This window comes from Streptomyces sp. NPDC020490 (assembly GCF_044335305.1).
Lineage (GTDB): Bacteria > Actinomycetota > Actinomycetes > Streptomycetales > Streptomycetaceae > Streptomyces.
The window spans coordinates 26,938-40,932 of the sequence record NZ_JBIRUY010000028.1 but is presented as its reverse complement, the minus strand read 5'-3'; the positions used below and the strand labels follow the sequence as shown (position 1 = coordinate 40,932).

Sequence of the window (13,995 nt, the reverse complement as noted above, 5' to 3'; positions counted from 1 at the left end):
CCGAACCGAGCCCGGACCGCGCAAGAGCAGTCTTCGCCCCGAGCCGGGCCCGGACACCGGGCAAGGACGATATCCGCCCCGAGACGAGGCCCGGACGCCCGGCAAGGGCGGCGCCCCGAACCGGGCCCGGACCGTGCAGGGGCGGTGTCCGCCCCGGGCCGGCCCGGACGGCGGGCGGTCGTCACCCCCGCTCGGCCGGTGTCTCGCCCCTCGCCGTGCCGGACACGATGTCCAGGGCGTCCTTCAGGGTCGCCGGTCTGAGCAGCCCCCGCGCCGACGGGCCGGACCAGCCGGGCCCGCCCAGTACCACCAGCGGCTGTCGGCGGGCGCCCTTGACCCCCCATCGGGTGCCGGCGATGTGGCGGGCCAGCGGCAGGCTCGCGGTGGAGCGCGCCTGCGCCCACAGCACGACGGCGGACGGGCCGAGCCGTTGCACCGCCGCCGCGAGCGCCTCCGCGGGCACGGCGGCCCCGAACATCCGCGTGGGCAGGCCGAGTTCGCAGAGGGCGGCGTTGAGCGCCTCGATCGGCAGGGTGTGCTGTTCGCCGGGCACGCAGGCCAGGACGACGGGCCCGGCCACCGGGGAGTCGCCCTGCCGTCCGGGGGGCGGGGTGCACCGGCGCAGGATCGTGGAGACGTGCCAGGACAGCAGGTGCTCGACCTCGACGTAACGGTCGCCGGACGACGCCCACTTGCGGCCCACCGCGTGCAGCGTCGGCACCATGACCTCCTGCCAGGCGACGGCGATGCCGTACTGCTCCACGGCGGCGGCGAGTTGCCGTTCGACGGCCGGGGCGTCGAGGCGTACGGCGGCGCGGGCCAGGCCCCGGCACTCGTGGCGCACGTCGCCGAGGGGCAGGGTGCGGGCCGCGGTGGAGGAGTCACGCGCCTCGGGCTCCCGGGTCTCCCGTGCCGACCGGAGCTCCTGAGACTCCCGAGACTCCTGGGGCTCCTCGGTCACGCCGGTCGCGGCGGGCGAGCCGGCCGTCTCCCGGGCGGCGCGGGCCGCCTCCGCCGGCGGCACGCCGGAGGACGTCAGCCGGCACATCGCCTCGAGCACCGCCACGTCCCGCGGGGTCCAGCGCCGGTGCCGGCCGTCGGTGCGGACGGCGGGGCCGATGCCGTAGCGGCGGTCCCAGGAGCGCAGCGTGGTGGGCGAGACGCCCAGCCGACGGGCCAGCGCGCCGGTCGTCAGGGGCACGTCGGCCCCGTGGGAGGCCCGGCCGGCGCCGGGGTCCGGGGCGGCGGGTGGCTCGCTCATGGGGCGACTATACGACGCAGAATCGATGCGAGTTGATGACCTTGCTCCCCGGCTCCGACCATGGGCGTACCGGGGGCCGCCTCCCCGGCAGACGCCCCGAGGCCGCCCGGGCCGCAGGTGCCCGCCGGCCCCCGGTACGGCCCGGGCGGACGTCGCATCCTGCCCGCCCTCCGCACCCGCCCCTCACGCCTCGGCACCGACCTCTACACATAAGGGGCGAATAAGCGCAAAATGGTGTCAGGCGGCGCTTACCGTGCACCGCGCTCGAGATCAACACATCGACAATCGGCAAATCGAGCAACCGGCAATCGGCAAGCCGACGCGGTCAGACTTGCGAGCCGAAGGAGGCGAGTCATGGCCAACGTCTCGCGCACCAAGGGCGACATGGCCGGTCACCCGGACGTCACCGAAATGCGGGCGCGCTACGCCCGTGTGCTCGGCGGTCGCGACGTGGCGCTCGTGGACGGACCGGTGTTCCTGCTCGGTCTGTACTGCGCGGTATCCCCGTGGATACTCCACTACACGACCAGCCAGCCCGCGCTCATGACCCACAACCTGGTGGTGGGCATCGCCATCGGACTGCTGGGGCTCGGCTTCACCGCCGCGCCCGAGCACATGTACGGCCTGAGCTGGGCCATGTCCGCACTGGGCATCTGGATGATCATCGCCCCGTGGATCGTCGGCACCGGCCCCGACGCGGGGATCATCTGGAACAACGTCGTCATCGGCGCCCTGGCCGTGATCCTGGGGCTCGTGTGCGCCGGCACGGCGGCGAGGAGCGCCCCCAAGCCGTAGCGGCACGGCGGGAACGAGCCGTAGCGGCACAACGAGCACGCGACACAGCGAGAACCAGAAAGGGACGGCACACAGGCCGGTCCGCGCGAGGCGGACCGGCCGTTTCGCTGTGCTGCCGCCCCGACGGAGTCAGCCGAGCTTCTTGAGCAGTTCCGCGGCGAGCGGAGCGGAGGATGCCGGGTTCTGGCCGGTGACGAGGTTGCGGTCGACCACGACGTTCGGCGTCCACGGCTCCTTCTCCTCGACCTGCACGCCGGCCTCGGTCAGCCGGTCCTGCAGCAGCCAGCGGGCCTTCCCGGCGAGTCCGGCCTGGGTCTCCTCGGCGTTGGTGAAGGCGGCCACGCGGTATCCGGCGAAGGCGTTGGCGCCGTCGTCCCCGGTGGCGGCGAGGAGGGCGGCCGGGCCGTGGCAGACGACGCCGAGCGGCCGGCCGGAGCGAAGGGCGGCCGTCAGGAGCCTGCCGGACTCGGCGTCGACCGCCAGGTCCTCCATCGGGCCGTGGCCGCCGGGGTAGAACACGGCGGCGAAGTCGTCGAGGTCGACGTCCTCCAGGCGCACGGGGTGGCGCAGTTCGGTCATCCGGTCGAGCGCGGCGGCGATGCGGTCGGCGTTCTCCTGCCCGCCGTTGGCCTCGGGCGCGAGGCTGGCCCGGTCGACGGGCGGCACGACACCGCCCGGGGTGGCGACGACGATCTCGTGGCCGGCCGCCTTGAACGCCTCGTACGGGGCCACGGCCTCCTCGGCCCAGAAGCCGGTGGGGTGCTTGGTGCCGTCGGCCAGGGTCCAGTGGTCGGCGCCGGTCATCACGAAAAGGATCTTCGACATGGTGTCTCTTTCGGGCCGCTGCCTGAGTGCGCTCGCCGACGCCGTGCGGCCGGTCGTCGGTGCGGCGCCGCAGTCGACCGTATGCCCGCCGAGCCATTGGATTCCAATAGGCTCGCCCATATGAGAGATAGGGAAGCCGATGGCAGCCAGGAAGCGGGGCAGGCCGGCGGTGCGGCGGCGCTCGACCTGAACCTGCTGCGCACGTTCCTGGCCGTCTACCGCACCGGTTCCTTCACCGCCGCGGCCCGCCTGCTCGGCCTCTCCCAGCCCACGGTGACCACACAGGTGCGCGCCCTGGAGCGGCAGCTGGGCCGGGAGCTGTTCCAGCGGCAGGCACGCGGCGTCTCCCCCGTTCCGCACGCCGACGAGCTCGCCGCCCGCGTCGTCGAACCGCTGGACGCCCTCGCCGCGGTCGCCGGTCCGGGCGGGGCCGCGGAGGACCACCCGCCGGAGCCGGTGCACCTGGCCGGCCCCAACGAGCTGCTGACCCACAGCGTCCTGCCCGGCATCGCCCCGCTGATCGACCGAGGGGTACGGCTGCGCGTCACCCCCGGCCTGACCGAGCCGCTGCTGGCGGAGCTGCGGGCGGGCCACCACGACCTGGTGATCGCCACGTTCCGGCCGCGTGGCCGCGCCCTGGTCTCCACGCCCCTGTCGGACGAGGAGTTCGTGCTGGTCGCCTCGCCCGCCCGGGCCGCGCGCATCGGCGGGCCGGCCCGGATCGCCGCCGCGGGGCCCGCCGCCCTGCACGGCGTCCCGCTCGTCGCCTACGCCGACGACCTGCCGATCGTCCGCCGCTACTGGCGCCATGTCTTCGGCCGGCGGCTGGTGTGCCAGGCGGCCGTCACCATGCCCGACCTGAACGCGGTGAAGGCGGCGGTGGCCGGCGGCACGGGTTTCACGGTCCTGCCCCGCTACCTGTGCGCCGCCGAACTGGCCTCGGGCGCCCTGGTCGCGCTGCACGCCCCGGACGATCCTCCGATCAACACCGCGTTCCTCGTGCAGCGCCCGGGCGCCCTGGCCAACCCGCACGTGACCCTGGTCCGCGACCACCTGCTGCGGACCGCGCGCGACGGCTGAGCGCGCCCCGCGGCAGCCCCGCGGCCGCTCCGGAAAACCCCGGTGCGCCGGCCCGTGCGGCCCTGGGATCATGCCGCAATGTCCCAGAACCTCGAACAGCTGGTCGTACGCCACACCCACCGCCTCCCGCTGCCGTCCGGCCCGGCCGGGCGAGGGGACGTGGCGGCACGGCAGTTCGACGCCGTGCTGATGTCCGTGGGCTTCAAGCTCTCGGCGGATCTGCTGACGCGCCTGTCGGGGCTGTCCGAGGGCACGGTCGTCGACACCGCCGTGCGTACGCTGCGGACCGTACGGGAGATGACCGGCGACCACGTGCGGCACAACACGTACTTCGTCGACTTCCCGGCCGGCGTGCCGGACACCGTCGACTTCTGGATGCGCTGCGTCACCGAGGCGCTCGACGACGACGCGTCCCGCGAGAGCACGCTCACCCAACTGCGCGGCGGCATGCTGGACCTGCTCACGCTGCCCTCCTACGGCACCTACCGGCACACCTACGAGGAGCTGCTCGCCGCGCACGACGAGCTGATCGCGGCCGCGGGCGACCGGATGACCGTCCTGCACCTCGGCGGGCCGCCGCGGGAGGAGGTCACCGGCCTGTACCTGGCGCTGGCGGGCAGCGGGACGCCGCTGGGCGACGACGGCCTGCGCGACCTGGAGACCCTCGCCGGGGCCTGCGTGGACGGGCCGCAGCCGGAGGTGATCCCGGTCCGCGAGAACCGGGCGGTCGTCAACCGGGCCCGCCTGACGGCCGGCGCGGACCTCCTGCTGGACACCGTCACCGACGTGCTGCGGCTGGCCTGCGCGCTGTCGGGAGGCGACGTGACCCTGCGGGAGCCGACCCGGTTCCGTACGCTGCCCCGCCCGGTCCGCCGGGCCCTGCTCGCCGGCCTGGACGCGGTCGTCGCGGCGGCCCCCGCCAAGCTGGCGGACGTGCACGCGCACCGGGAGGCGTTCAAGCGGCTCGGCGAGCGCCTGCACCCGCACGAGTACCCCAAGTGGCCGCACGCGGCCGAGGTGTTCGCCGTCGCCCGCGGCGAGCAGCGGGCGCGCTCCTTCTACAGCCGGGTGGAGGAGCTGCTGGGCGTGTACGACGTCACCGGCGCGACGGAGCTGCTGAAGTCCGCGCCGGGCAAGCTGTTCAGGTCCCTGGACCGGCTGCTGCGCATGTCCCTCACGCAGGACGAGCGGGACGCCGTGGTGGCCGCCGCCGAGCAGGTCGCGCCCCTGGTCGCGGGCCGGGTCGTGCTGGCGGTGCGCGAGCACCTGCACAACCGGGCCCGGCAGACCGGCGAGCGCCGCGTCTTCGTCAACCGGCTGGGCCGTGCCTGGGTCACCGCGGACGAGCGCCCGCCGGTGCTGCCGCCGGAGCGGGTACGGCTGATCTCCGCGCTCGACGCCGAGACCGGCCGCCGACTGCCCTCCCCGCAGCGGCTGTTGGTGGATCCGGACGTCCTCGACGTGGCGCTGCCGCTCAGCGGCAGGGCGACCGCGGCCGGACTCGGCGTGCTGCCCCGCGGCTCCGTCTCCCCGGTCGAGGGCGAGCTGCTGCGCTTCTTCGTGTACTGGAAGCAGGCCGAACTCCGCACGGACTTCGACCTGTCGGCGCTGATGCTGGACGCCCGGTACCGGACCACCGCCTGGCTGTCGTACACCGCGCTGAGCCAGTACGAGGGCGAGCACTCCGGTGACATCACCGAAGCACCGGACGGGGCTTCGGAGTTCATCAACCTCCGGCTGGGCGCCGTGCGCAGCACCCATATCGTGCCGCAGGTCCACATCTTCGCCGGCGAGGGCTTCGAGGAGGTCGAGGAGTCCTTCTTCGGCTTCATGCTGCGTGAGGGCGAGCAGCGGGGCCGGCCGTTCGAACCGCGCACCGTGCGCATGAAGTCGGAGCTGCGCGGGCCGGGGCGGGTCGCGGTGCCGCTGGCGTTCCGGCGGGAACGGGACGGCCGCTGGACCGCCCGGTGGCTGCACCTTTACCTGAGGGGCCTGGACGCGGGCAACCAGGTCGAGGGGGTCCGGGTGACGCTCTCGACGCTGCTGCGCGGCATCGTCGAGCGCGAGTACCTCACCGTGCGGCACCTCACCGACCTGATGGCCGCCGGCGGGGCGGAGGTGACGCTGTGGGACGGCGGTTCGGTCCCGGACGGCCCCGTCACCTACATCGGTCTGGAACGGCCCGACGGACTGCACCCGGACTCCCGCGTCGTCACCCCGGAAAACCTGCGCGACCTGATCCCCGCCTGACTGTTAGGGTGGCTCGCAGGCGAGGCCATGAACGGGCTTCCTTCTCAAACTCCTTTCTGATGTAGTCCGTTCGCTCTCCTCGCCGCCGACGTGACCGAAGGGGCGTCGTACGGCCGGGCCGTGCGGCGCCCCTTCGGCCTGCTCGGAGCTCTCGGTCGTGGGTCTCGGTCGTGGGTCTCGGTCGTGGGTCTCGGTCGTGGTTCACTCGGCGACGGCCGCCCGGGCCGCGGCGAGGGCCTGCTCGGCGTAACCGCGCCCGAACAGCACGGCGTGCACCAGCAGCGGGAACAGCTGGTGCAGCCCGACGCGGTCTCTCCAGCCGTCGGCGAGCGGCGCGGCCCGCTGATACCCGTCGAGCACGTGCTCCAGGTACGGGCAGCCGAACAGGTGGAGCATGGCCAGGTCGGTCTCCCGGTGCCCGCCGTGCGCGGCCGGGTCGATCAGCCAGGCGTGCTCCCCGTCCCACAGCACGTTGCCGTTCCACAGGTCGCCGTGCAGCCGGGCCGGCGGCTCGGCGGGTCCGGCCAGTTCGGGCAGCCGCTCGCAGAGCCGCTCGACGACGGCCGCCTCCGCGGGCCGGACGGTGCCGGCGTCGACCGCGCGACGCAGATACGGCAGCACCCGGTGCTCGGCGTACCAGCGGGGCCAGTCGGTGCCGGGGACGTTGCGCATGGGGGCCAGGCCGATGCGGGCGTCCACGGGGCCACCGGGCGGCGGGGCGCCGAACGCGGGCGCGCCCGCCGCGTGCAGGGCGGCCAGCTCGCGCCCGAACCGCAGCGCGGTCCCCGGCGTCGGCCGGCCATCGGGCACGCGGGCGGTCACCAGCCAGTGCCGGTCGCGCCCGTGCACGTGCGGCACCCGCACCGCGCCGGCCGCGGCCAGCCAGCGCAGCCCGGCCTCCTCGGCCCGCACGGCGGGCTCGTCACCGCGCTTGACCATCACCGGCCGGCCGTCGTCCAGGGTCACCTCGGCGAGCGCGGCGGACAGGCGGCGCTCACCGCGCACGGCACACCCGGTGACGCGCGCCGCCGCGGCGGCGGGCCCGTCACCGCCAGCGGCCGTCCGGCGGGCGGTCATCCGGCACGCTCCGGGCCCTGGAGTCCGGTCGTCACCGTCGCGCGGACGGCGGGCGCGGACCGGCGGAGACGTCCGGTGCGGTCGGGACGGGGCACGGCGACCAGGGTACGGCGGTAGGCGCGGTCACCGCCGGACCCTGGTCGCCGTGCGCCCCTGGGGACGCGGGTGGGACGTGGTGGGGTCAGGCGTTCTTGCGCCCCACACCGGCGTAGAAGCCGATCTCCTCCGAGCGGGGCGGGGGCGGGCTGTCCGGGCGCCAGAACGGGATCTGGGCCAGGCCGGGCTCGACGAGTTCGAAGCCGTCGAAGAACCGCTCGATCTCGGCGCGGGTGCGCAGGTTCAGGGTGGCGGTGGCCTTGTCGTAGACAGCCTGCGCCGCGGTGCGGTCCGCGAAGTCGCCGGTGACGTGCGAGAGGACGAGGTAGCTGCCGGCCGGCAGCGCCTCGCACAGGGTGGCGACGACCTGGTCGGGCTTCTCGGCGTCGGTGAGGAAGTGGACGACGGCGACCAGCAGCAGGGCGACGGGCTGGTCGAAGTCGATGACGCTGCGGACGTCGGGGTGGTCCAGCAGGGCCCGCGGGTCGCGCAGGTCGGCCAGCGCGATGCTGGTCGTGCCGGCACCGCTGAGCAGTGCGTCGCCGTGCGCCTTCACGATGGGGTCGTTGTCGACGTAGGCGACCCGCACGTCCGGCGCCACCTCGCGGGCGACCTCGTGCACGTTGGGTGAGATGGGCAGCCCCGTGCCGATGTCGAGGATCTGGCGGACGCCGCTGTCGACGACGTACCGGACGGCGCGCTGGAGGAAGGCGCGGTTGGCCCGCAGGCCGATGCGCACCTCGGGCGCGGCGGCGGCGAGGGCCTCGCCGGCCTGCTGGTCCACCTCGTAGTTGTTCTTGCCGCCCAGCAGGTAGTCGTAGATCCGCGCAGGGTGCGGCCTGCTGGTGTCGATCTCCTCGGCGCGGACCCCGTCCTGTCCCACACTGCCCTCCCGTCGACGACCGCCACGACCTCGCGCGCGGGCGGTTGCCGACAGTTTCCCACACGAACTCTCCTGCTCATGACCGAAGTTGCGCAGGCAGCGGAGCTGCCGGCGGGGGACGTCAGGAACGGTGTGCGCGATCCCGTATGACCCGGCGGGGCGGGGGTACCCGCACCGCTGCAAGACCTCTTTTGAGGAGATGACTCGGATGCGTCTCATCGGACTGCTCCTCGTCGCGGCCACCGCCGCCTTCACCGCGCTGCTGATCACCGGCAACCTGTCCGGGGGTCCCGAGTACCAGGTGTCGGTGCTCGGTCAACACGTCGCCACCATGAACACGCTCGCGATCTTCTGCTCCGGTCTCGTGCTGGCGCTCCTGTTCGGCCTGGGCGTGGCCGCGGCGACACACCACCGCCGCGCGCCGCACGGGTACGAGCCGAGAGAGGCGGCGCTCCACGAGTCGGCGGGCCCGGACACCCGGAGCTGAGCCGGCGGCCCGGCGAACGAACAGGCGGGCCGGCAGGCACGCGTTTGCGAGGCGGTGATCATGGTCGGCGACCCGGACGACGAACGGCAGGAGCGACGGCACGGCTCCAGCGGCCACCGGTCGGTGCCGCAGGCCGCCGACGTCCGCATCGAGGCATGGGGTACCAGCCGCGAGCGGTGCATGGCGGAGGCGGTCCTGGGCGTGGTGGAGTGTTTCGCCGACATCGACGCGGTGCGGCCCCGGGCGGTGGAGCGGATCAGCCTGGCCGGGGCCAGCGACGACGACCTGCTCTCCGCGTTGCTGGACGAGGTCGTCGGGCGGCTGGAGACCTACGGCGAGGTGCCCGTCGACGTGGAGGCGGACGCCACCGACGACGGCCTCGACGTGCGCCTCGCGGTGGCCCGGCCGGCAGGCGCGGAAGGCGCCGGCGCCCTGCCGCGGAACGCCTCGTGGCACGAGCTGCGCATCGCCCCCGACGCGTACGGCTGGTCGTGCGCGGTGACCGTGGGCGTGATGTGAGGCCCCGCTCCGGCGGGGGTACTCCGGTCACATGTCCGGCATCGAACTCCACAGCAAAGCGTTCGACGACCACGCCTTCATCGCACGCCGCCACGCCCTGGAGGGCGAGAACGTCTCCCCGCCGCTGACCTGGAGCGGCGTCCCGGGCGACGCGGCCGAGCTGGTGCTGCTGTGCGAGGACCCCGACGCCCCGTCGGGCACCTTCGTGCACTGGATCGTGGTCGGCATCGACCCGCGCAGCGCAGGCGTCGCGGAGGGCGAGTGCCCGCCCGGCGGCACCGAACTCGTCAACGGCTTCGACCGGCGGGGCTGGGGCGGGCCGCACCCGCCGCCCGGCGACGAGGCGCACCGCTACTTCTTCCGGCTGTACGCCCTCGCCGAGCCGTGCGACCTGTCCGGCGCCCCCGGCGCCGAGGACGTGCACCGGGCCGTCGAGAAACACCAGCTCGCCGAGGGCACCGTCGTCGCCCTGTACCGACGCTGAGCGCCCCGTGTGCCGGTCGCTCCGGCGCACGGCGGTCACGCCGACCGGTGCCGGTTCCGGGCCTGCTCTGTGTCTCGCCCGTTCTCACGCGGGGCGGGGCGGCGGCTGCGGCCGGCTCCGGTTCGTGGGGACGACGGCCACGGGGCAGGCGGCGTGGTGCAGGACCGCGTGGACCACCGAGCCCAGGTGCAGACCGAGCCGGCCCTCGGCCGGGTGCCGCGGCACCACCACGAGCCCCGCCTGCCGTGACGCGTCCACCAGCGCGCCCGCCGGCGTGTCGACGGTCAGCTCCGTGTCGACGTGCACCTTCGGGTGGTCGGCGACGGGCCGGGCGACATGGTTCAGCAGCTGGGCGTGGGCCTGTCGTTCCTCGTCGATCCGGTCGACCTGCGGCACCATCAGCCCGGCCTGGCCGAGCGGCGTCCAGGCGTGCACCAGCCGGACACCGACCCTGCGCAGCTCCGCCTCGGCCAGGGCGAACCGGACGGCCTCCTCGTCCCGGTCGTCCCGGACGCCGACCACGATGCCCTCGTGCAGGGGCTGCTGCCGGCCGCCGCGCACGACGACCACGGGCCGGTCCGCGTGGGCGGCCACCTTCAGGCTCACCGAGCCGAGCAGCAGCCCGGCGAAGCCGCCGCGCCCACGGCTGCCGACCACGATCAGGTCGGCGTCCTCGGCGGCGGCGAGGACGGCCTCGGCCGGGGCGTCCTGCGACAGGAAGGTGTCGATCTGCAGACCCGGGCGGCTGGAGGCGAGACGTTCCCGGATGGCGTCCAGCAGTCCGGTGGCCCCCTCGAGGACCTGCTCGGCGACCCCCGCCCCCGTCCTGGCACGGCCGAGTTCCGTGCCGGGCCCGGCGGCGTGCACGAGCCTGAGCACGCTGCGGCGCAGCTCCGCCTCGTGGGCCGCCCACTCGGCGGCGAGCCAGGTGTGCGAGGAGTCGTCGACTCCGACGACCACGGTTCCTCGGCGTGCTTCGGTCATGGCAGGCACTCCGTCCGTCACCAGGGGCCGGATTCCGCCCACCGGGCGGGCGGCCGGCCTGTTCGCGTTCGATGAGGCCGACGAGGCGTCCCTCGGGGGCACCGGAACGGCGCCGGTGCCGGACCGGCCCCGCGCCTCCTACGCGTGTGGCGGCGCCGTTTCCTCTGCCGCCGCGTACCCGGGGGCGCTGTCTTCGACACCGGATCCGGCGGAACCGCCGGATCCGCCGGTCGCGGTGAGCCCGCGCGAGGCATGCCGCCGGCCCGGCGGCGCGGTCGGCCGTCGCACGTCGGACCGGGTGAGGGACGGGAGCCGCCCGGAGCCGGAAGAGGAGCCGGATGGCCGGGTGCCGGCGGCCCGTGACGCGTTCGGTGCGCGGGTCGGCCGGCGGAGCTACGGGGCCGTGGCCGCGCGGCCGTCGCCGTCCGACAGCAGTGCGGCCAGTTCCCGCTGGTGCGGGAAGGAGCGGGGGACGTAGCCGCACCACGGCTCCTCGGCGTACGGGTCGCCGGTCACGCCGTACGCCCGCGACCGGGAGCCGCCGCACACCTGCCGGAACTCGCACGCCCCGCACCGGCCGCCCAGCCGGCCGGCGTCGCGCAGCCCGGTGAACAGCTCCGACGTGCGGTAGATGTCGGGCAGCGGGGTCTCGCGCACGTTCCCGGCGCCCAGCGGCAGGAAGCCGCTGGGATGCACGGTGCCGGTGTGCGAGACGAAGACGAAGCCGCGGCCGGCGTTGACGTCCAGCGGCGGGCGCCGGGTGCGCCGGGTGGCGGCGGTCAGTCCCAGGGCGGCGGCGCGTTCGCTCAGCTCCCGGTACAACGGCCCCAGCCGCAGCGCTTCGACGTGGTCCTCGCCGAGCGAGGCGAGGATCCGGCGCTGCAGGGCGACGCGGCGGAAGTGGTGGGCCTCGGTGGTCTTGGCGGGCACGGTCAGGCCCATGTCGTGGACGAAGTTGAGGACGTCCTCGACCTCGTCGGCGGTCAGCGCGCCGAGCGTGCGGCCGCGGCCGGTGGGCACCAGGAAGAAGGCGCTCCACAGCATCGCCCCGTGGTCGGCGACCAGGCGGACGATGCCGGGCAGGTCGTGCAGGTTGTGCCGGGCGACCGTGGTGTTGATCTGCACCTTCAGGCCGAGCGCGCGGGCCGCGTCCCAGGCGTCGAGGGTCCAGCGGTAGACGCCGTGCACCCCCCGGAAGGCGTCGTGCACCTCGGCGGTGGAGCCGTCCAGGCTGAGCGAGAGGCCGACGGCGCCCGCCGCGTGCAGGGCGCGCAGCCGCTCCTCGGTGAGCGTCGGGGTGCCGGAGGGGGAGACCGCGACGCGGACGCCGACGGCGGCGCCGTGCGCGACGAGCTCCGTCAGGTCCGGGCGCTGGAACGGGTCACCGCCCGTGATCACGAACAGCGGGGCGGGCCGCCCGAAGGCGGCCACCTGGTGCAGCAGGTCCTTCGCGGCGGCGGTGTCCAGCTCCCGCGGGTCACGGTCCGGCACCGCCTCGGCGCGGCAGTGCCGGCAGGCCAGCGGGCAGGCCCGGGTGGACTCCCAGATGACGATGAACGGCCGTTCCCCCGTGTCGTGGCGCTGCCGCCGCAGGGCCTGGCCGGCCGCGCTCACCGCGGCACCGCCGGCCGGATGCCGGGTCCGGCCGCCCCGGGGTCAGGGCAGACGAGGCGGGCGGCCGGACGGTGACCGGACCGGACCGTGCGCGGTGCCCACCGCGAGCGACGAGGGCGGGGGCGGGGGCGGCCGAGCGGGTGCTCGGAATGATCGTGCACGGGACAACCTCCGGTTCGTTCGGCCCCAGCTTCCGCCCTCGCGGAGCGGTCCCGCGGCGGCCGTTGTGCCCTGATGCGAGGGCCGACGGTCCCTGCCCGGCGGATCCGGGCTCAGCGGCTGTGCGCGCGGTCGGGCGTGAGGGCCCGCGAGGTGGCGAACAGAGCCGCGCCGAGGCCGGTGAGCAGGGCGCCCAGGCCGGTGACCAGGGTGGTGAGATGCCATGCCTGGTAGGCGGACATGAGGGACCCGCGCAGGGTCTCGCCCATGAAGGCGGTCTGCCGCAGCCGCGCGAGCTTCTCGTCGTCGCCCCCGCCCGCGTGCAGTTCCTCGGTGATCTCGGCGTAGGTCCGCCCGCCGGTGGCATGAACGACGTGGTCCTTGATCAGCTCCGCGTAGGCGTGCGCCTCGATCCCGGTCTCCACGGGCCGGCCCGCGAAGCAGGCGAGGGATGCGGGCAGCCCGTGGTCCGGGAAGGTGATCTTCTGGGCGGCCAGTTCGGCCCGGATCTCCTTGCGGCCGCGGCGGCCGCGCACGAGCATCACGGGTCCCGCGGCGGCGACGGCCAGGCCGACCGCCCCGATCAGGGTGCTGCTCCGGCGGTGTGCACCGTCCATGAGGTGGCTTCCTTCTCTCTGTGCCGGGTTCCGCGGACTTCGGCTCGGTTCCGCGGGAGGTCGTCGTGGCTCCGCTCAGCGGCGGCCGAGCGCGACACGCCGGTCGTCCGGTCGCGCCGCAGGCGCTCGCCCGCGCGGACTCCCGGGCCGTGCCGCTCGGTCCGGGCCGCCGGCGGCGCCGGGTCGTACGGTGCCGCCGGCGCCCGGGCGCGCCTCGCGGTCACGGCGTCCAGTACACCGGACACGGTCGCGCGGCGCAGGTCGTGCCGTACGCCGTACGGGTCCGCCCCGGGCTCGGCGGTCCCCCGCAGGCGGCCGGGCCGTCCCGGCGCGACGGCGGTGGCCGCACGGGTCCTGCGCCGGCCGACGGCCCGGGTGCGTGAGCGGCTGGGCGAGGGAGACCTCGGCGGCCTCGTCGAGCAGCGGCGGGACACGACCGTCGTCCGCGGCGGCGTGCTCCTCGAAGAGGACCCGCGGCGCACGGGGGTCAGCCGCCGCGGCAGGCGCGGCGGGCGCGGCAGGCGGGGTGCGCGGGGTGTCGACCGGCTCTGTGATGCGGCGTTCCCCGACGACCAGGCTCTCGACGAGCAGGCGGCCCTCCGGCAGACGGCCCTCCGGCAGGCGGTGCGCGGCGGTGAGCAGCGGTGCCGGGCGCCCGGCCGGCTCGTCGGCCGGCTCGTCGGCCGGCTCCGGCTCGTCGGCCGGGAAGGCGGGCCGGGCTCCGGCGGTTTCCGGGGCCGCCGCGTCCTCCGGCACCGAGGCGAGGGGGAGCGTGCTCAAGCGGTGCCTCCTGCGGGTCGCGGCCGTCGGCCGTCCGGTGGCGGGGATGCCGGTCCGCCACGTCCCCGGCGCGGCCGGTGGGAC

At 75.3% G+C, this 13,995-nt stretch carries 14 protein-coding genes; 6 read left to right on the top strand and 8 right to left on the bottom strand.

The genetic code is table 11. The annotated features are described in order from the left end of the window. Positions 1-181 precede the first annotated feature (181 nt). A complete protein-coding gene (locus tag ACH4ZX_RS26630; protein ID WP_398277623.1) occupies positions 182-1,261 on the bottom strand; it encodes a MerR family transcriptional regulator in 1,080 nt (359 codons plus the stop codon). 354 nt (positions 1,262-1,615) lie between these two features. On the opposite strand from ACH4ZX_RS26630, the gene ACH4ZX_RS26625 reads away from it, so the two are divergent. Further along, positions 1,616-2,056, top strand: a complete 441-nt coding sequence (locus ACH4ZX_RS26625) for an SPW repeat protein (RefSeq protein WP_398277620.1) — start codon at positions 1,616-1,618, stop codon at positions 2,054-2,056. Between the two features lie 129 nt (positions 2,057-2,185). On the opposite strand, the gene ACH4ZX_RS26620 is transcribed toward ACH4ZX_RS26625, so the two are convergent. Continuing rightward, positions 2,186-2,881 carry a type 1 glutamine amidotransferase domain-containing protein gene (locus ACH4ZX_RS26620; protein WP_398277617.1) on the bottom strand — a complete coding sequence of 232 codons (696 nt, stop codon included), beginning with the start codon at positions 2,879-2,881 and terminating at the stop codon, positions 2,186-2,188. A gap of 120 nt (positions 2,882-3,001) precedes the next feature. Between ACH4ZX_RS26620 and ACH4ZX_RS26615 the strand changes: the two genes are divergently transcribed. Both ACH4ZX_RS26615 and ACH4ZX_RS26610 read left to right on the top strand, forming a co-directional pair. After that, entirely contained in the window at positions 3,002-3,961 is a 960-nt protein-coding gene (locus ACH4ZX_RS26615) for a LysR family transcriptional regulator (protein ID WP_398277614.1), read from the top strand. A 78-nt stretch (positions 3,962-4,039) separates the two neighbouring features. Then, positions 4,040-6,211: a hypothetical protein gene (locus ACH4ZX_RS26610; RefSeq protein ID WP_398277611.1), complete on the top strand. Its 2,172-nt coding sequence runs from the start codon at positions 4,040-4,042 to the stop codon at positions 6,209-6,211. Between the two features lie 201 nt (positions 6,212-6,412). Here ACH4ZX_RS26610 and ACH4ZX_RS26605 read toward each other — a convergent pair whose 3' ends face one another. Both ACH4ZX_RS26605 and ACH4ZX_RS26600 read right to left on the bottom strand, forming a co-directional pair. Next, entirely contained in the window at positions 6,413-7,288 is an 876-nt protein-coding gene (locus tag ACH4ZX_RS26605; protein WP_398277608.1) for a fructosamine kinase family protein, read from the bottom strand. Between the two features lie 181 nt (positions 7,289-7,469). Then, positions 7,470-8,267, bottom strand: coding sequence for an SAM-dependent methyltransferase (locus ACH4ZX_RS26600; protein ID WP_398277605.1), 798 nt, complete (start codon positions 8,265-8,267; stop codon positions 7,470-7,472). Between the two features lie 208 nt (positions 8,268-8,475). Here ACH4ZX_RS26600 and ACH4ZX_RS26595 point away from each other — a divergent pair, with 208 nt between their 5' ends. The 3 genes from ACH4ZX_RS26595 to ACH4ZX_RS26585 are packed head-to-tail and all read left to right on the top strand — an operon-like array spanning position 8,476 to position 9,757. Continuing rightward, positions 8,476-8,754, top strand: a complete 279-nt coding sequence (locus ACH4ZX_RS26595; RefSeq protein ID WP_398277602.1) for a hypothetical protein — start codon at positions 8,476-8,478, stop codon at positions 8,752-8,754. Between the two features lie 60 nt (positions 8,755-8,814). Beyond that, positions 8,815-9,273 (top strand): archease, encoded by a 459-nt coding sequence (locus tag ACH4ZX_RS26590; protein ID WP_398277599.1) that lies wholly within the window; start codon positions 8,815-8,817, stop codon positions 9,271-9,273. 31 nt (positions 9,274-9,304) lie between these two features. Continuing rightward, complete coding sequence (locus ACH4ZX_RS26585) at positions 9,305-9,757, top strand: YbhB/YbcL family Raf kinase inhibitor-like protein (RefSeq protein WP_398277596.1); 453 nt, start codon at positions 9,305-9,307, stop codon at positions 9,755-9,757. An 84-nt stretch (positions 9,758-9,841) separates the two neighbouring features. On the opposite strand, the gene ACH4ZX_RS26580 is transcribed toward ACH4ZX_RS26585, so the two are convergent. The 4 genes from ACH4ZX_RS26580 to ACH4ZX_RS26565 all read right to left on the bottom strand — a co-directional run bounded on the left by ACH4ZX_RS26580 (position 9,842) and on the right by ACH4ZX_RS26565 (position 13,911). Continuing rightward, on the bottom strand, positions 9,842-10,741 hold the full coding sequence (locus ACH4ZX_RS26580; RefSeq protein WP_398277594.1) for a universal stress protein: 900 nt from the start codon (positions 10,739-10,741) through the stop codon (positions 9,842-9,844). A gap of 393 nt (positions 10,742-11,134) precedes the next feature. Continuing rightward, entirely contained in the window at positions 11,135-12,355 is a 1,221-nt protein-coding gene (locus ACH4ZX_RS26575; protein ID WP_398277591.1) for a TIGR04053 family radical SAM/SPASM domain-containing protein, read from the bottom strand. 272 nt (positions 12,356-12,627) lie between these two features. Further along, a complete protein-coding gene (locus ACH4ZX_RS26570) occupies positions 12,628-13,131 on the bottom strand; it encodes a hypothetical protein (protein WP_398277588.1) in 504 nt (167 codons plus the stop codon). 75 nt (positions 13,132-13,206) lie between these two features. Next, complete coding sequence (locus ACH4ZX_RS26565; RefSeq protein ID WP_398277585.1) at positions 13,207-13,911, bottom strand: hypothetical protein; 705 nt, start codon at positions 13,909-13,911, stop codon at positions 13,207-13,209. Positions 13,912-13,995 lie beyond the last annotated feature (84 nt).